The 17,391-nt window shown below is 62.7% G+C and carries 13 protein-coding genes; all 13 read right to left on the bottom strand.

What is annotated here, in order from left to right:
* Nucleotides 1-3: 3 nt before the first annotated feature.
* Nucleotides 4-1,056: an acyltransferase gene (locus KBW95_RS10310; RefSeq protein WP_211528179.1), complete on the bottom strand. Its 1,053-nt coding sequence runs from the start codon at nucleotides 1,054-1,056 to the stop codon at nucleotides 4-6.
* The gene (locus tag KBW95_RS10315; RefSeq protein WP_211528180.1) at nucleotides 1,049-2,227 is read right to left on the bottom strand and encodes a hypothetical protein; all 1,179 of its coding nucleotides are present in this window, start codon (nucleotides 2,225-2,227) and stop codon (nucleotides 1,049-1,051) included. The genes KBW95_RS10310 and KBW95_RS10315 overlap by 8 nt, the downstream gene beginning before the upstream one ends.
* Nucleotides 2,228-3,475 carry a hypothetical protein gene (locus tag KBW95_RS10320; RefSeq protein WP_211528181.1) on the bottom strand — a complete coding sequence of 416 codons (1,248 nt, stop codon included), beginning with the start codon at nucleotides 3,473-3,475 and terminating at the stop codon, nucleotides 2,228-2,230.
* A gap of 6 nt (nucleotides 3,476-3,481) precedes the next feature.
* Nucleotides 3,482-4,801 (bottom strand): lipopolysaccharide biosynthesis protein, encoded by a 1,320-nt coding sequence (locus KBW95_RS10325; RefSeq protein WP_211528182.1) that lies wholly within the window; start codon nucleotides 4,799-4,801, stop codon nucleotides 3,482-3,484.
* A gap of 14 nt (nucleotides 4,802-4,815) precedes the next feature.
* Nucleotides 4,816-5,880: a pseudaminic acid synthase gene (gene pseI / locus KBW95_RS10330; RefSeq protein ID WP_211528183.1), complete on the bottom strand. Its 1,065-nt coding sequence runs from the start codon at nucleotides 5,878-5,880 to the stop codon at nucleotides 4,816-4,818.
* Nucleotides 5,877-6,413, bottom strand: coding sequence for a UDP-4-amino-4,6-dideoxy-N-acetyl-beta-L-altrosamine N-acetyltransferase (gene pseH, locus KBW95_RS10335; RefSeq protein ID WP_211528184.1), 537 nt, complete (start codon nucleotides 6,411-6,413; stop codon nucleotides 5,877-5,879). The genes pseI and pseH overlap by 4 nt, the downstream gene beginning before the upstream one ends.
* Nucleotides 6,414-6,453: 40 nt before the next feature.
* Nucleotides 6,454-7,539, bottom strand: coding sequence for a UDP-2,4-diacetamido-2,4,6-trideoxy-beta-L-altropyranose hydrolase (gene pseG / locus KBW95_RS10340; RefSeq protein ID WP_211528185.1), 1,086 nt, complete (start codon nucleotides 7,537-7,539; stop codon nucleotides 6,454-6,456).
* 4 nt (nucleotides 7,540-7,543) lie between these two features.
* Nucleotides 7,544-9,571 carry an aminotransferase class III-fold pyridoxal phosphate-dependent enzyme gene (locus KBW95_RS10345; RefSeq protein WP_211528186.1) on the bottom strand — a complete coding sequence of 676 codons (2,028 nt, stop codon included), beginning with the start codon at nucleotides 9,569-9,571 and terminating at the stop codon, nucleotides 7,544-7,546.
* A 3-nt stretch (nucleotides 9,572-9,574) separates the two neighbouring features.
* A complete protein-coding gene (locus KBW95_RS10350) occupies nucleotides 9,575-11,179 on the bottom strand; it encodes an aldo/keto reductase (protein ID WP_373888783.1) in 1,605 nt (534 codons plus the stop codon).
* A gap of 5 nt (nucleotides 11,180-11,184) precedes the next feature.
* Nucleotides 11,185-12,342, bottom strand: a complete 1,158-nt coding sequence (gene pseC, locus KBW95_RS10355) for a UDP-4-amino-4,6-dideoxy-N-acetyl-beta-L-altrosamine transaminase (protein ID WP_211528188.1) — start codon at nucleotides 12,340-12,342, stop codon at nucleotides 11,185-11,187.
* 2 nt (nucleotides 12,343-12,344) lie between these two features.
* Nucleotides 12,345-13,343, bottom strand: a complete 999-nt coding sequence (pseB, locus tag KBW95_RS10360) for a UDP-N-acetylglucosamine 4,6-dehydratase (inverting) (protein WP_211528189.1) — start codon at nucleotides 13,341-13,343, stop codon at nucleotides 12,345-12,347.
* A gap of 84 nt (nucleotides 13,344-13,427) precedes the next feature.
* Nucleotides 13,428-14,633, bottom strand: a complete 1,206-nt coding sequence (locus KBW95_RS10365) for a GNVR domain-containing protein (protein WP_211528190.1) — start codon at nucleotides 14,631-14,633, stop codon at nucleotides 13,428-13,430.
* Nucleotides 14,634-14,707: 74 nt separating this feature from the next.
* The gene (locus KBW95_RS10370) at nucleotides 14,708-17,215 is read right to left on the bottom strand and encodes an SLBB domain-containing protein (RefSeq protein WP_229429664.1); all 2,508 of its coding nucleotides are present in this window, start codon (nucleotides 17,213-17,215) and stop codon (nucleotides 14,708-14,710) included.
* Nucleotides 17,216-17,391: the final 176 nt, after the last annotated feature.

The following is a 17,391-nucleotide window of genomic DNA, read 5'->3' on the forward strand; positions in this document are numbered from 1 at the left end:
TGTTTATTTTCGATCAATCTTCACTTTTGCACTCAGCGCCGGCTTCTCCACCACGTACCAGGAAAGCACGGCAGCCACTACGCTCAACGTCGCCGTCGCCAGCAGGCTGAATTGCCCGCTGAGCCAGCCTGAATAAAGCACTACATTAATCACCGGCATATGGTAGAGATACAAGCCGTATGAGAAATCGTTACGCCGGATAAAGTCGTTCAACGCAGTGGGCAGGCGCAGCGGACGCTTGGCCACCTTGAGGATCAGCGCGGCAAGCAGTGCGAACGACAAGGGGCTGATGGCGTTACTCGAATTCAGCTCGTACGGGCCGAAAAACACCATCGAGGCCAGGAAGACCGCCAGCACCACCGCCAGCGGAATGCGCCGCAGGAACCCGTCGACCCGGTCGCGATAGGCGTGGACTAACATGCCGGTGATGAACATGTATACCCAGGGCAGGAAGGACACGTAGACCAGTTTCATCGGCACGCTGCTCCAATCCAGCTTGTAGCGGAAGAACAGGTTCAGCGCGAGCGACAGTCCGAACAGCGTGGCCAGCAGCGCGCGCCGGCGCATGAACATCCAGTACAGCACCGGCGTGATCAGGTAGAACTGCAACTCTACCGAGATGGTCCACAGGGCCCCGTTCAGGACGCCCACGCCGAAGCCGCGCATGAAATCCGGGTTATAGAACTGGAACAGGCTGGCCTGCCCGGCCAACCAAGCGGCGAAATGCGCGATCGTGAACGACTGGCTCGACAAGTAGCCCAGAGCCAGAACCGTGCCCAGGGCGACCAGGATCGACGCCCACAGCGCCGGAAAAATGCGCAGGAAGCGGTTGCGGAAAAAGGCCGCCAATCCGGCCGGCCGCGAACGCTCGTAGGCGGCGCTGATCAGGAGGCCGCTGATGAAGAAAAAGGTTGGTACGCCGGGAGCGATCTTCAGCGCGGAAACCAGCGGCCCCTCGAACCCGAAATGGTTCAGCGCATGCACCCACATCACCTGGAAGGCGGCGATCAGGCGCAGCAGATTGAAGTTGTTGGCGTGCGACTGCTGGTTAGCCATGCGTCGCTCCCGGCCGGCGCTGCGCCGCTCGCGGCATCATGAAACACACCGAAAAGAAGAATACGTCGAGCATCGTCGGAAAGAGAATCGGTTCGGTGGCCGCGCGGAACAGCATGACCGCCGCCAAGGCCAGTGGATACGCGCGCAGGCGCCAGGGCAGCCTGAGCGAGGACAACAGGGGAAACAGCAGCATCAGGGCGAGGTAAGGCAGGCCGAAGATGTGATGCGCACGGATGTACGAATTGTGCGGATTGTTATTATAGTCCAGCTCGATCACCGTGTTCCGGTAATCGGCCCCGGCCAGGATCGCGAGCGAATCGTCGTCGATCTTGCTGCTGTAATCCTGGATGATCGCGTCGCGGTGGCGGTCGTACAGGCCTGAGCCGATCTTCGTATTTGCCTCCACGAACAGGCTGATCTGTTCCCCGTACGCCACCGCCAGCCCGCCCGCGACCGCGGTGCACAAGCCAATGGCCACGAAGAAGTGGCGCGGGTTCTTGCGCAGTGCGAAGGTCATGAAATTGGCGGCGATGATCACGGTCGCAGAGAGGATCGAGCCACGTCCATAGCCAACCACGCAAATGCCGAGCGTGAGCAAGGTGCTCAGCAAGGGCAGCCTGCCGCGGTTCAGATAGCTGGCTACGCAATAATTGGCCTGCAAGATAACAAGATAGGACGTGATGCCATTGCTGCTCGAATCCGGAATCATGCGTTCCAGAGGGAAGTTGGCCAGACCGCTGGTCGCTAGATAGGCCGCCACGACACCGATCGAAGCGTACAGCGCGACCCGAGACGCCTGGAAATACGCCTCGAGCGAACGCGTCAGTAGGAATGCGGTCAGAAGAGACAACAGGGTCACAAAAAAGTGCGCGAGCGCGGTTTCGCTTCGCAGGACTGCAAACGGCAGGCTCAGCGTCAGGATGCAAGCGGTGCCGACGAGCAAATATTTTTCACGGGGCGGCGCGGCCAGCAAGACATCGAGGCTACGCAGAACGAGGACGATGCCGGCGCCGAGCGCCGCCGCCGAAATGACGAGGGAACGGGAGGCCACCGCGAACACGACGAGGACGAGCAGGGCCGATGCGTACAGGCTTCCCGGTCCGCCGGACTGCGTCATGTCGGTACCTGCCGCGCCCGGCGTGCCATCTTGATAATCTGCTTGGAGCATCACTCAATTCGCCAGGAAATCGAGCAGACGCGCATAGGCCTGGTCGTAGGCGCCAAAGGCTTCGGGAGCCTGCCTGCTGTCAAGGTTTGCGGAAATCCAGTCGATGATACCATCCTGGGTTGGTTCGAGGAAATCGATCATCCCTCTATTCCGATAATACGTGTAATAGTCCCCAAATTTGTTTGGGTCACGCAACGCCGGCTCCATCAGGCCGCTGCGAATGCCGCATTGCGCCGCCTCAATGGCTACGGAACTGGCCCACGACAGATGCAAGTCGGTTTGCGCCAGTACCACCGGTAAAGGCGCGCGAGTCGCGGCTTCCCATTCGACCAGTCCCTTCAGGTGCTTCTCGAAGAACTGGTTGAAGCGCTGCCCTTCATGGGTCGCGAAACCGCTCAGCTGGTTCGGGTGCAGACGCACCTTCCAGTCGTAGCGTCCCTGGGTGCTGCGGATGATGTCGCACAGCGCATCGGGCAGAAAGCCGTTCGGAATGTTTTCGTTACCCCAAGATAGCGTGATCAGAATGGATTTCATGCCCGTCGGCGCGGCCAGCCGGTCACCGTAGGTCGCGAACAGTTCCTCCACCAGGCGATCGTGCGGCGCGCGCTTGAGGAAGCGGGCAACCCAGCGGTTGCCGGTCACGATGGTCTCGATGCCCTTGGCCGCGGCCCAGCGGTCGATCACGGCAGCGCTGCCGGCATCCCAGACGACAAAGGCGTCCGGCAACCATTCTTTCGGGTCCTCGCCACGGAAACGGATGCCGTACCAGGGGTGACTCTCACCGATCACGCCATGTTGCACGTCGGCCACCCAGACGCCGCGCTTGTGGCAGGCCACGCACATTTCGCGCGAAGGCTGGATGCCGAAGACCTTCCTGGCGCCGGTCTCGTCGAGGATGTGTCCCCAGATCTTTTCCTCCATCGCCGAGTACGGGTATACGCCGCCCGAGAAACGGCTTGAAAGCCGCTTGACCAGGAGCGCGCGCGCGAACGCGCCCTCGGGCGACATCACGTTGCCGTAGGCGACGTCGCCCTTGATGCGTGAGATGATGCGGGCGATGCTGGCGCACCGCAGGTCGCGCAGACGCAGATCGTCTTCCATCGTATCGACCAGCGGCGAGTACCAACGACCGTTGTGCAGCAAGCTGCGGTCGTTGTCATGCGCGACCGTCAGCACCCTGGACTCGGGATAGCGCACGCGGTCGATGCGAAACGCGTCGCGCAGAATTTTCAAGACTATCGATTTATCCATGTTTTTTTACAAGGCTGCCAGCGCGGGAACCGCGATCAGCGCGCAGGCGATCGCCGGGCCCTGCCAGGGCAGGCCGATTGACCACAAGCGCCGCGCGACGAACCAGATGCCCGCCGAGCGTAGCGCCATCAGCAGGAAAAAGCCGAGGTAAATCCCGGCCGGCCCCAAGGCCACCATGACGCCGAACCAGGCGAGCATGCCGGTCGCGGTGGTCGCCAGCACGATGCGCATCAAGCGCGCGCCCTCGCCTTTGAAGAGGAAATAATTCTGCGCATGCCACCATGGGATGGTGACCGCGTAGCCGGCGAACAGCCACGCCAGGCCGCCGGTGACGTGGTACTCCGACAGGTTGCCACCGAACAGGCGCTGCAGATGCGGCAGGACTACGAGGAACGCGACCGACACGAGCCCCAGCACCAGCCCCTGCAGACGGTAGAACTTCATGTTCTGCGACTCGATCTCGTGCGGTGGGAGCGTGCCGACGATCTTGAAGAAGCGCGGGCTCCAGACCTGGTTCATGGCGTTCGCCGCCAGCTGGAGAATCGACGCCAGCGTGTAGGCGAAGGCAAACTCGGCTACCAGGGCCGGCGTGAACAGGCCCTCGACCACCCAGACGTTGCCGTAGCCGCTAGCCCAGCCGAGTACGGCGACCCCGATGTACGGGCCGATCGACTTGCGCACCGGCGCGATCTCGGCGGCGTCGCGGCTGGCGCTGAAATAGCCGGCGCCACGGAGCCGCGCCGCCAGCATCGTCAGCAGAGAGGCCGCCGCGAAGCCGAAGAAATAGCTGTCGACCGCCGGCCGCAGTGCGAAGGCGCAAGCGGCGCCCACGAAACCCGCCACCGGCGCCCAGAAGGCGAACACAATGGCGGCGCCGTGGCGCTCCTCGAGGCGCACGAGGCTGGCCTGCACAAGGAACTGGGCAGCCAGCAGCGCCCCCGCCAGCACGCAGACGAAAGGCCACATGCCGATCCCGGCGCCGCGCAGGTAAAGCAGGTAGACCGCCACGGCGCCCACCGCCAGCAGTCCCGACAAGCCGAGAAACACCGTATTGGCCGCGCGATAGAGGCGGGCGCGGGCAGGGGCGTCTCGATGGGTGCCGAGGAAGGAAATCACGACCTCGACGATCCCTGCCATCGCGAACGCGGTCAGGCCGGACTGGAGCGCGAACAACAGCCCGAATTGCGCATACTCGTCTTTTGTCAGCGTGCGCGCAAGCCACATCGCCAGGAGGAAGCCGAAGCCCTTCTGTGCGATGCCGGTGCCGGCGTACGCCAGGGCGTACCACGACATCGAGCGCTGCTTGACCGCCTGCGACATGGACAAGTCCTTTTCCTCGCTCAGGCCGCTGGGCCGATCAGGTCGAACGAGACCGGCGTATTCACGGCCACGTCCTGGCGCACGGTCTTGCCGATGATCTCTTCGAGATGCTTCGGCGCCACGCCAAAGCCGGGACGCACGCTGCGCACTGCGTCGGCGCTGATGACGGCGCCGGCCTGCAGCGGCTTGACGAAGTACAGCGAACGGCGGAATTTCACATTGCCCTGCTCACTCGACTTGCGACCGTAGTCGACCGTCCCAAGCGCCGCCCATGCGGTCTTGCTGTCGCGGCACAGACCGGCCAGTTCGGCGGGCTCCAGCGAAAAGCTGTCGTCCGGCCCGCCGCCCTTGCGATCCAGGGTAAAGTGCTTCTCAATGATCGAGGCCCCCATCGCAACGCTGGTGATCGCGGTGGTATTGTCCAGGGTGTGGTCCGAGAGCCCAGTCACCAGACCGAAACGAACGATCATGTCCGCCAAGGTGCGCAGCTTGTACTCCTCGGCCGGAGCCGGATAGCCGCTCACGCAGTGAAGGATGGCGAGCTCCCTGCAGCCGCCGTCGCGCGCCGCAGCGATCGCTTCCTGGATTTCCTCGGCGTCGGCCATGCCGGTCGAGATGATGAGCGGCTTGCCGGTGCCGGCAGCGTACTTGATCAGCGGCAGGTCGACCGCTTCGAACGAGGCGATCTTGTAAGCGGGGGCGTTCAGGTCTTCGAGCAAGTCGACCGCGGTCGTGTCGAAAGGCGAACTGAAAATGGTGATACCCAGCTTGCGGGCGTGCTCGAACAGCGGCGCATGCCACTCCCAGGGCATGTGCGCCTCCTCATACAGGTCGTACAAGGTGCGCCCGTCCCACAGCCCGCCGCGGATACGGAAATCCTCTGCATCGCTCTTCAGCGTGATGGTGTCGGGCCGGTAGGTTTGCAGCTTGACCGCGTCGGCGCCCGCCTGCTTGGCCTTTTCGATGATGGCCAGGGCCGTTTCGAGCTTGCCGTTATGGTTTGCGGACAGTTCCGCGATGACATAGGGCGCGAAGTCGGGGCCGATATCGCGGCCGGCGATGGTAATTTTCGGAGTGGTGTTCATGCTTGGACAAATCGAATAAGTTTAACGAACATGGGACCACGTTGGATGGTCCACTCAGCGTCGAGCATGCCGAGCCGGTATACGTCGACGAACTTGTCATCGACCTTGTGTTGGTCGCGCAGGATGCCTTCGACCTGGAAACCGAATTTCTGGTGCAGGCTGATGACGGCCTCATTGAAGGCCAGCACTTCGCAATGCAGCTTGTGCAGCTTCAGCTCGTCGAATGCGTAGTCGAGCGCCAGCAGCTCCATGCGGCTGCCGGTCCCCTTCGGGGCATCAGGCGCCGCGTAGAAGGCCCAGGAGGCATTCAGGCTCGCCGCGTCGATGTCCGTAAATCCGACAACGCCGCAGGCGCGGCCCTGGTACTCGTACATGAAATAGCGCCGATCGGGGCGCTGCTGGGTGGCGCGCCACCAGGCCGAATGCTCCGCAAGGGTGATTTCGTGACGCGTGTACATGTTCGCGCGCACGGTCGGCGCATTTCGCCAGGCCAGCATCAGCTCGAGCTCGTCGTCGGCGATTGCGCGCAGCATTCCTAATACGTGGGTATCCATATCAAGCAGGTGTTTGTTTTCAGGAAGAACCGAGTGCTGCCCTGACGAGCTCGCATCCAGTTCCTTCGGTAATGCGCAGCGCGTTCGCGCTCATCCACGCAAGTTCGCCGCCGTCACGCTGTAACCGGGCGACGATTGCTTTCAGTCTGGCGTCGAAATCGCCGTCCAGGTCAAGCACCAGCGCCGCTCCCGCATCCGCCAGGCGGGCTGCCGCGAAGCCCTGATTGGGCGCCAGCACGACCATGGCCGCCGGCAACCCGAGACTGCAGCGCTCCCACGCGGTCGCTCCCGCGGCGCCGATGGCGAAATCGGCGTCCGCCATCAGCCGCGCCATGTCGTTCACACCGACCAGCACCTCTACCGGCAATTTCATTTGCGCGGCAAAAGCGCGCACTTGGTCGAGCCAGGGCGCCGTGGGCCCCATGACGACCGTGATGCGCGTCTGGAGCGCCAGCGTGGCTCCGGCCAACGCCTCGAGTACGCGCTGGGTCGCGTTCGGCTTGTCGACTCCGCCCAGGCTGACCAACACATGGCGCAGCGTCCCGTCGCGGCGGCGCGCCACGCTGTGACTGCGCAAACGCGCGAAATCGGGACGCAGCATTGCATACTTCGCTCCGCACAACAGCCGCGCATGAGCCGGCACAAGATCCGCGTACGCCGCCGGATCGCGCCCGAAGGTCTGATCGAGCAGCAAATCGCAGTCGTGGCGACGGTCGGCGAGGTCGTCGATCACCATCACGCTGTCCACGCCGGCGCGCAACGCGGTTTCCCATTCCGCGTCGAGCGCATAATGGTCGACCACCAACCAGGCCGGCCGCTCGCCCGCGTTCAAGATCGCGGCGCATTCGGCGGCGTCCTGGGCTTGCGTCGCGCCCAACCAGGCCGCATGGGCGAGGCGCCCATCCGGCGCAGCGTCGCGCCCCTCCAGCAGCACGACGGCATGGCCGCGCGCGCTGATCTGCCCTGCCAGGTTGCCCGGATGCGGTCGGCAGACAAAGGTACAGGACGCGCCATGCCGAACGAAGGAATCGGCCAACGTCAGGCATCGCATGACGTGTCCTGTCCCTATGTCGACCGAGGCATCCGTGCGGAAGACGACGTGCATGGAATCAGTTCAGGCGCTTGAATCCACCGTGGCACACCGGGCCCTTCAGCAGGCCAGTCACATCGCGCCCTTCCTCGCACTCGCGGATCGTCTTGAAGATCGGATCGAGCGCGGCGAAGTAGCCGTCGATGACTTCGGGCGTATGTTCGGTACACACATAGACACTGTTGCCGGCAAGGTAGCCCTTGGCTAGCATTTCCTGCGTCACCAGGGTCTTGTAGGCCAAGTTGTTCTCGCTCTGGAAGCTATAGCCGGTCAGCGCCGGTAGCCCCCAATGCTCGATCTTGAGGCCATGCTTGTCCGCCAGCTCCTGCCAGCGCTTGCGGATCTGCAGGCCGGTTTCCGTAATGACATCCCATGACTTCGTACGCTCCATCACCTCGAGGGTTTTCAGGCCCGCGGTCGGGCCGATGCGCTCGGTCCAGAAAGTGCTGCTGATGAAAGTCGACTGGGCGGCTTCCATGATTTCGCGCTTGCCGATCGTGGCGGTAATCGCGTAGCCGTTGCCCAGCGCCTTCCCGAACATGGCCATGTCCGGCTCTACACCGTACATCTTGTGCAGGCCGCCGAAGGTCTGGCGGAAACCGGAAGTACATTCGTCGAAGATCAGGACGATGCCGCGCGCGGTCGCCAGCTCGCGCACCTTGTGCAGGAAGTTGTCTTCCGGCCCCTTGTTGCGGACCACTTCCATCTTGATCACGCCGATGTCATGATTGTTGACAAGCGCTTCCAGTTCCGCGAAGTTGTTGTAATTAAACGGGAACACGGTGCCGCGCAGGCTCTGCGGCACACCCTTCGGGTCGAGGCCCGGCAGCAGGTGGCCGGCCAGGTTCTCATCGTCGCCCAGATTGGCTGACAGGTACCAGTCGTGCCAGCCGTGATAACCGCACACGGCGATTTTGTCGCGCCCGGAAGCGGCGCGCGCGATCCGGATAGCGATCGCATTCGCTTCGCCCCCGGAGCGCGCGAAACGTACCATATCGGCCCAGGGATGCAGTTCGATCAGCTTTTCTGCCAGATAGACCTCCTCCGGGCAATTAAAGGTCGACATATTGCCGGCGTCCACCGTCGCGCGGACCGCGGCGTCGACCTCCGGGTGGCCATAGCCGAGTACGTTGGTGCCGATACCCATGATCGACATGTCGGTGTACATGTTCCCGTCCAGGTCCCATACCTGACAACCCTTGGCCTTGCTGAAATACGCCGGCCATTGTTCGGGGAGGAACATCTCCGCCCGTTTGGACAGCAGCATGTTCCCGCCGGGGATAATCTGCTTCGCGCGCTTCCACAGCTTTTGACCGTTACTCATTGAAGCTCCTTCGTTACGAGTGATTTGTTGATTGGGCGAGAACAGCTCCGGTTGCGCAAGCTGCAACTCGCGGACCTGCCGCCAACTGAAATGAATATCCGGGGCGAAATGGCCGAACACGGCGGAGACTACTGCGTAGTCGGCGGGCTCGTCTACGGTCCAGCGCAGCGCCGACAGGTCCTCGTCGTTGCCGACCGAGGACTGGCTGAACAGCTCAGGGCGGCGCAGGTACGGAGTGACGTGCTCGCGATCGAAAGGGTCGCTGGTCTCCTGCCAGGCGCGCTCGAGCGCACGCATGCTGAACACCTCCGTGTCCAGGCCGTCCGGGTAGCTCGGCGGGCTGGTGTTACTCATGTAGTCGACGCCGCGCTCGCGGTACGCGCGGATCACGCCGTCGACCAGCTCGGGGTCGATCAGCGGACAATCGCCGGTGATGCGGACCACCACATCGGCTTCCGCCCCTCGGGCGGCCTGCACATACCGGTCGAGCACGTCGTTTTCGCTGCCGGCGAAGCAGCGGTAGCCCAGTGCACGTACGCAGTCCGCGAGCGGAGCGTTCCTCGGGTCTTCCGAGGTCGCCACCACGATCTCGTTGATCTCGCGCGACTTGCTTAGACGCTGCAGCAGCAACTCGATCATCGGGATGCCGCCGATCGGTTTCATCACCTTGTTCGGCAGGCGGGTCGAGCCCATGCGGGCCTGAACGATAACAACGGTTTTCATGGTTTACTTCGGCCACAAGGCCGGATTGAGGATTTCAGGAATGTCGATGCCGAACTGTGCATAGTCGATCGGGGGGGCGGCCGGGAAACTTGCGAACAGCTGCTCGAGCTGCGTGACCGACTCGACTCCCACAATGACGCGGTCGATCTCCGGGATCCCGAGCAGGAAATGGAGTGCGGCGTGCGCCGGACTCACCTGTGCCGCGCGCGCTGCGGCGTGGAAGCTTTCCAGCGCGGGCCTGGCCGTGTCGAAGAAAGGCGCGAGCGCGGCCGGATCGGCCAGCAGCAGCCCTTGCAGGAAGGCCGAGCGAACCTGGCAGCGAACGCCTGCGGCGGCCAGGCGCGACAAGGCGCCGCTGGTCAGAGAGCGCTGGTCGAGCACGTTCATGGGCAATTGCACCATGTCCAACGGGAACCTCGCCTGGATCTGCTCGGCGATCTCGCCGCTGTAGACCGACACGCCGATGTTCCTCACCAGCCCCTCTTCCTTCAACCCAAGCATGGTTTCGTACAGGCGTTCACCGCCCTTGGCCAGCAGGTCCGGTGCGTGGTGCACCAGCAGGCCGTCAACCGCGGGCTGGCGCAGGTCCCGCAGCGACTGCTCGAACGCGGCGCGCAGGCGCTTCCCATCCTCGGCCGCAATATGGTCACGGTCGAAGCGAGGTGTCTTGGTGACCACCTGGAAGCCCTGCAGATGCTCACTGCAGCGGCCCAGCGCTGCTTCCGACTCGCCATACAGGTGCGCGGTGTCGATCGAACTCAGCCCGAATCCGCGGGCCGCCTGCAAGATCGCTGCCAAGACCTCGGTCGACGGCTTGCCCTGTACATTGAAGCGGCCGTAATGCATCCCGAACTGAGCGGCGCCGAGCCCGACTCGTCCCAGCACGAAGCCGTTTCCGTGCTCGCGACGCTGCCAGTCGGCCTCAAGCAGATTCAGGTTCAGTTCGCGGGCTCGCTGCATCTGCGCTGCAAGGGTGGTGTCCGGCAATTCGCTCTCCAGTAATGCCTTGATGTTGTCGTAGTCGCTCGGATAGTCTAGGGTCAGCCGGTAAGTGTCGTGCCGCTCGCGCGCGACGACGCTGATGATCCCGTCAGTGCCCGACAGGACGCGGCGGATCCAGGGTGTGACATGTTCGCGGTCGTAGCAGGTCACCGCAGCGCGATCGGCTTCCTCCAGCAGCGCCCGGGGGAATACCTCGACATCCATGCCCCGCGGGTAGCTGCGCGATACCCCGTTGCTGGCATAACGGCGCTGGGACGGCGCAGCCAGCCAGGCGGCGATGACTTCGTCGACGATCGCCGGATCGATCAGCGGACAGTCGCCTGTGACGCGGACGATAACGTCCGCGTCACTCATGCGCGCGGCTTGCACGTAGCGCGCCAGCACGTCGTCCAGGCTGCCGCGCACCAGCCCGACGCCCTGGCCGGCGCAATAAGCAGCGATGACGTCGTCATCTATCTCTGTCGAGGTGGCGACGACCAGTTCGGCGGCATTGCGCACCTGGCGCAGGCGCTCGATCTGATGCCCGAGCATAGGCCTGCCCGCCGCGTGCATCATCACTTTGCCTGGCAAGCGGCTTGAACTCATGCGCGCCTGAACGACGATCACGACTTTCAACGAAGCGACTCCGCCAGCGCGCGCACCACGCGATCCTGGTCCTCGAAGCTCAAGCCGGAATACATGGGCAGGCTGATCGCTTCGGCGTAATACTGCCGAGCTTCGGGGAACTCGTCACCCTTGAAGCCCAGCTTGCGGTAGTAAGGCTGGGTATGCACCGGGATGTAGTGCAGGTTGACGCCAATACCCTGCGCGCGCAGCGATTCAAAAACTTCCAGATGGCTGGATGCGATCGCGTCGAACTGGAGACGGATCACGTACAGGTGCAGGCCGGAATAGGTTTCGGGCAGTTGGTACGGAATCGTCACGGGCAGGCCGGCCAGCAGCTCGTCGTAGCGGCGCGCCAGCGCGTGACGGCGGGCGACGAATTCGTCAAGGCGCGCCATCTGGCTGACGCCCAGCGCCGCCTGCAATTCGGTCATCCGGTAGTTAAAGCCCAGCTCCACCTGCTGGTAGTACCAGGGGCCGTCGGCCGCATGGGTCATCTGCGCCTGGTCGCGGGTGATGCCGTGGCTGCGGTACAAGGCCATCCGGGAAGCAAGTTCGGCATCGTTGGTCAAGGCCATGCCGCCTTCGGCGGTGGTGACGATCTTCACCGGATGGAAGCTGAACACCGTGATGTCGCTGTAGCGGCAGTTGCCGATAGACTCATTGCGGTACTTGCCGCCGATCGCGTGCGAGGCGTCCTCGATGATGCGGAAGCCATACTGGTCGGCCAGAGCCCGAATCGCCGCCATGTCGCACGACTGTCCGCTCAGGTGCACGGGAATGACCACCTTCGGCAGCGTCCCAGTTTGCTCGGCGAGCGCCAGCTTCTCGGCCAGGCATCGCACGTCCAGATTATAGGTGCGCGGATCGATGTCGACGAAATCGACCTGCGCGCCGCAGTACAGCGCGCAATTGGCGCTCGCCACGAAGGTGATCGGAGTCGTCCACACGATGTCGCCGGAACCGACGCCAAGCGCCAGACAGGCGATGTGCAGCGCGCTCGTCGCGCTGTTGACTGCGAGCGCGTGGCGCACCGAGCAGTAGTCCGCGACGATTTTCTCGAACGCGGGAACCGCCGGTCCTTGAGTCAGGAAGTCGGAGCGCAACACCGCGACGACGGCTTCAATGTCCGCTTCGCTGATGTCCTGGCGGCCGTATGGAATCATCCTCAGATACTCCCGATCTTGGCACGGTTGATGTCGATCCAGGTGCGCAATTCTTCGACGCTCATCCACTCGTTATTGTTATCGCTCGAGTAGACGAAGCCTTCCGGCACCTTTTTGCCATCCTTGATGCGGGACGCGTCCGAACTCCAGTTGTTGATGACCGGCAGGATCTTGAAATGCTCGGGATATTCATAGGTGTAGTATGCATCTTCGGCACTGATCATCTGTTCGTGCAGCTTCTCGCCAGGACGGATACCGATGATCTCGTGCTTGGCGTCCGGAGCCACCGCCGCGGCGACGTCGGTGACCTTCATCGACGGGATCTTCTTGACGTAGATTTCGCCGCCCTGCATGTCCTCGAACGCGTGCCACACCAGTTCCACGCCCTGCTCCAGCGAGATCATGAAGCGGGTCATGCGCTCGTCGGTGATCGGCAGCACACCCTGGTCCTTGATCGACATGAAGAAAGGGATCACCGAGCCGCGCGAACCCATGACGTTGCCGTAACGGACAACGCCGAAGCGCGTGTCATGGCCACCGGCGTAGGAGTTGCCGGCAACAAACAGCTTGTCGCTGGCGAGCTTGGTCGCGCCGTACAGGTTGATCGGGCTGCTGGCCTTGTCGGTCGACAGGGCCACCACGCGCCGCACGCCTTTGTCGATGCAGGCATCGATCAGGTTCATGGCGCCGTTGATGTTCGTCTTGACGCACTCGAACGGATTGTACTCCGCAGTCGGGACGATCTTGGTGGCTGCGGCGTGAACCACGTAATCGACGCCGTCGAGCGCGCGGTACAGGCGTTCACGGTCGCGCACGTCGCCGATGAAGAAGCGCACGCGGTCGTCGTTACCGTATTTCTTTGCCATATCCCACTGCTTCATCTCATCGCGCGAGTAGATGATCAGCTTTTTCGGATTGTACTTGGCGAGGGTCATCGGCACGAACGTGTTACCGAAGGAGCCGGTGCCGCCGGTGATGAGGATGGTTGAATTAGTTAGCATGGCGTTCCTACAAATCGACACTCTGAAAAATTAATAAGGATTACTGCCGGCCCTCACAGCGCGCCTGGGCGACGACATAGCGGTTCACGATGGCGACTTTGGCGCCGTCGACCACAGGTAGGAGCGGAGCCTGCCCCACTTCTCGCCTCCCGAGCGGATGCTGAAGAGCAGACCCTCGCGGGCAAGCGCGAGCGCCATCGCGAACACCAGCGCTGTCAAGCCGGCGACGACGATGATCAGGCCGCGCTTCGGCTTGAACTTGCGTTCCGGGACGATCGCTTCATCAAGCACTTGAATCACGGACGGGTCATTGGCCTCGTCCAGGCGCGCCATCTCGTACTGCTTTGCGAGCAGTTCGAACAGCATCTGGTGATACTTCAGGTCACGCAGCATCTTGACGCTCTCGAACCCTGCCTTCGACTGGCTTCCTTCCGCCGCAATACCGCTTCCAGTCCGTCCGTTCTCGAGACGGGAGAGCTCGGCCCGCAGACTCTCCAGCTCTTCCTGCGCGCGCTTATATTGAACATTGCTGGGCGTTACGAAGGCCTGGAGCGAACCAAGCTGGATTTCCTTGGCGGAGACCTGGGCGCGCAGGCGACCGATCACTTCGGCGACGGCGCGACTCTCGGCGTCGACGCTGATCACGCCCCGGGTCTCGATGGTCGTCTTCAGCTGTGCTTCGATGTCGCCAAGCTTGTTTTTCGCGCGCTCCAGCTGGCGCTCGTAGAACAGGCGCCGCTGCGCCGCCGACGTCACCGCCAGTCGCTTCGTCAGCTTTTCCAGCTCTTCGACATAGGCGCTGGCGAGCTGGGCGGAGCGGCGCGGATCCAGGTCTTCAACGACGATCGTGATCATCCCTTCCTTGTTCGAGCTGATCGTGCTGCGCTCCTCGAGCAGCAGGCGGGTCTTCTCCATCGACGGCAACTCGTAGACGTCAAGCAGCTTGAAACGCGTGATCAGGGCATCGGCCACAGTCCTGCTGCGCAGCATGCCGACGTAGATATCGTTAGGATTCTTGATCCCAGCCGCACCCGCCACCATGCTGGCCGCTCCGCCGAGCTGCGACAAGAGGGCGGCGGCGCCGGACTGCTGCTGCTGCGGGGGCATCAGGGTGGTGGTGGAGCGAAATACCGGCGGTAGCCAGAAAGCGATCGCGGCAGCGACGACCGCTGCGGCGAGCGGCAGCCAGAACAGCAGCCTCTTGTGTTTTGCGAACACGATCAGCAAGTCCAGCACGTCGATCTTGTCTCTTGCCCCTTCCGGGACAATAACGCTGTGATGTTGGTTCATTCGAAACTAAGCCATGCAGGCGGTATCTGGTGGATTGGCTCGGGAGAGCGGGGCCGGGACCCCGCGTCCGGCGGTTAGTTGTTCAGCGTCTTGATCGCCGCGGCGCCCAGGCCGAAGTTGGCGAAAATCTGTGCCCACTCGCGCGTGCCCTGGGTGAACTTGGTCCAGGCGGTTTCCTTGTCAAACTTCTCCGGGATCACGATGCTATCGCCCGGCATGACTTCGAGCCCGCCGATGCCGCCGAAGAAGCCACCCGAATCGCGCGAGACGACCGTGCCGTCGATGCGCATGATGAAGGTGTTAGCGACGTCCGCCTCCGAGGTTACACCGGCGAGCTCCAGGTAATCCTTGACGCGGCTGTTCGGCCGCCAGAGTGGCGACGCTTCCGCGTTGACCGCGCCGAACACGTGCACGAATGCGGGGCGGGCCGGAATCACGAGGCGATCGCCGTTCTCCAGCTTGATCTGCGGCAGGCTGGCGAAAGAACGCTCCGCAGGCTTCAAACCGAAGGCAATGCGGCCGGTCGGCTTCAACTGACGGAAGCGCTCGATGGTTTCCTTGGCGATTTGCACTTCGGCCTGGCGCTGGCTCACCGCCGCCTGGGCCTCTGCGCTACCAGCGGCACGGACGTTGGCCAGGCCCCTGGACTGCTCGCTGCGCAGCTTGGATTCAAGGCGGTTGGCGGCCTTTTCCAGGTTCGCTTCCTGCTCCTTGCGTACCTCTTCACGGTAGAAAGCGGTGCCGAACAGATAGGCGTTCGACGTCGGCCCGCCGGCCTTAGCCAGCAGCGACTGCAGCGTCTCTCCGGCCGTCATCTGATAGACACCGGGAACGTTCACTTCGCCTTCGATACGCACGAACACGCGGCGCTTGTCCATCGGCACGGCAACGTCGTTTTGCGAGAAGACCGTGACCGTGTCACCCGGTTGCAGCTGGATATTGTCCGGCCCGTCCGGCTGGCTAAAGACATTTCCGAGATTAAAGGGAATCAACTTGACCGACAAATCCTGGCGATTTACGCGTTCGACCACAGCGTAATCCCAATTGATTTCGTCGATTAAGCTGCCGATACGCGCGGTGATGGACTCCGCTTGCTCACCCTGCCCCGCCCCTTGGACCTGACCTAGGCCCTGGCCCAGGCCCGCCTGGCCAAGCCCCTGCCATTGGCCCATTCCCTGGCCCTGCCATTGACCTTGCGATTGGCCTTGCACGCGCGCTTGCGGGCTATCGTTCACAGAAACGGCGTTATTCTGGCGGCGTACCGATTCGCGCGTGATCAGGTATTCCTTGCTGGGAATGAGGTCGCTTACCCGCATGCCATCCTTAAACGGCGCTCGGACCGGTTGATCGACGTTGCCACGCAAGATGACGGCATTGGAGAAATCAGGCGTGATCGAGGTAACGTTAAGCAAGTCGCCAGTCTTGAGGCCGCGCTTCAGCCCTTCAGCGTCCAAGGCGAATTGCTCCACGCTGCGCGGCCGTGCCTTGCTCGGATCGATCCGCTCCAGGAAGGCGCGGCGCGGGTCGGCCAGCACAGGCAGTCCTCCTGCAATGTCAAGCACGGAGGAGATCGACTCGCCTGATTTGAGTTCGTAGATGGCCGGAACATTCACCTTGCCGGTCAGCGCGACATAGCCGCTAGCGGCTGGGATATAGATCGAATCGCCGTCCTGCAGTTTGATGTCGCCCGATTTGTCGCCCTTGGCGATGAACGCATACAGATCCAGTTCGGCCACAACCTTGCCGGCGCGCTTGACCTGCACGCGGCGCATGCTCCCGGTGGCGTTCGGACCGCCGCTCGCGAATAAAGCGTTGACTAGGGTCGACAGGCTCGACACCGTGTAAGTACCCGGGCGCTTGGCTTGGCCTACTACATAGACCGTGATGGCACGCAATTGGCCAAAGTTGACGCTGACCGTAACACCCTTGTACAGGCGGGCCACGGCGCTGCGGATCAAGCCTTCGGCATCGCCTGCCTTCACGCCACCCAGCACGACGGTGCCGATTGTCGGAATGTTGATGGTACCGTTGCGATCAATGGTCGCTCGGAAGTCGATGTCAATCGTGCCCCAGCCGCGGATAAGCAGTTGGTCGCCCGGACCAAGAGGATACTCGGACGGCACCGGGGTATTGGAAATCGGCGCAAACGTCGATGGAGCATTGGCGAAAAATTCCGTTCCGTACACCGGCAGGACCGTTCCAGTGTTTTCCAAAACAAATTTCTGGAACTCGCTCAGCGGCTCCCGCTTTGTGCGCCCTTGCGGCGCGCGGGCCAGACCGCCATCGCGCTGCTGGCGCAGCGCAGCGCCCTCGCCTTGCTGCCACGATCCCCGCTCAGCTGCATCGAGCGGACCTTCGCGTTCGACCAGCCCATCCGGAGCCGGCGCGCCCTCACCAAGACCCACCACACCGGCGTTTGTGATACTCACTCTGCGCGGCTGCGCGAAAATTTCCGATGGCATGGCCTGTTGCTCTTGGCCAAACCGGTCGTCAACCTGGTTCTGCGGCGCTTGCTGCGCATGACTAGCAATGGAAGTGACGGCCAGAGCCACGGCCAGGACAGTGCGATTGATCTTGGACATCGGTTACCTAATGAGAGGAAATGCTTGGAGCCCTGCTTGGAAGAACACGAGATGATACCCTAAACCTATTGGGGATTGGAAAGTTTTAATTATCTATGAGCGCTCTTGATCGTGCTGGACGTATGCGCGCCACACCGCCAAGCAAACTTGACATGTCGAATTTCGAACACATCCTG

This window comes from Massilia sp. ZL223, from assembly GCF_018119395.1.
Taxonomy (GTDB): Bacteria; Pseudomonadota; Gammaproteobacteria; order Burkholderiales; family Burkholderiaceae_D; genus Telluria.

Excerpts from the sequence above, each read along its gene's own strand:
- pseC (WP_211528188.1), bottom strand. The coding sequence starts at position 12,342 with ATGATTCCATACGGCCGCCAGGACATCAGCGAAGCGGACATTGAAGCC.
- pseH (WP_211528184.1), bottom strand. The coding sequence starts at position 6,413 with ATGCTGCGCGCAATCGCCGACGACGAGCTCGAGCTGATGCTGGCCTGG.
- KBW95_RS10365 (WP_211528190.1), bottom strand. The coding sequence starts at position 14,633 with ATGAACCAACATCACAGCGTTATTGTCCCGGAAGGGGCAAGAGACAAG.
- KBW95_RS10320 (WP_211528181.1), bottom strand. The coding sequence starts at position 3,475 with ATGGATAAATCGATAGTCTTGAAAATTCTGCGCGACGCGTTTCGCATC.
- pseB (WP_211528189.1), bottom strand. The coding sequence starts at position 13,343 with ATGCTAACTAATTCAACCATCCTCATCACCGGCGGCACCGGCTCCTTC.
- KBW95_RS10370 (WP_229429664.1), bottom strand. The coding sequence starts at position 17,215 with ATGTCCAAGATCAATCGCACTGTCCTGGCCGTGGCTCTGGCCGTCACT.
- pseI (WP_211528183.1), bottom strand. The coding sequence starts at position 5,880 with ATGAACACCACTCCGAAAATTACCATCGCCGGCCGCGATATCGGCCCC.
- pseG (WP_211528185.1), bottom strand. The coding sequence starts at position 7,539 with ATGCACGTCGTCTTCCGCACGGATGCCTCGGTCGACATAGGGACAGGA.
- KBW95_RS10345 (WP_211528186.1), bottom strand. The coding sequence starts at position 9,571 with ATGAAAACCGTTGTTATCGTTCAGGCCCGCATGGGCTCGACCCGCCTG.
- KBW95_RS10310 (WP_211528179.1), bottom strand. The coding sequence starts at position 1,056 with ATGGCTAACCAGCAGTCGCACGCCAACAACTTCAATCTGCTGCGCCTG.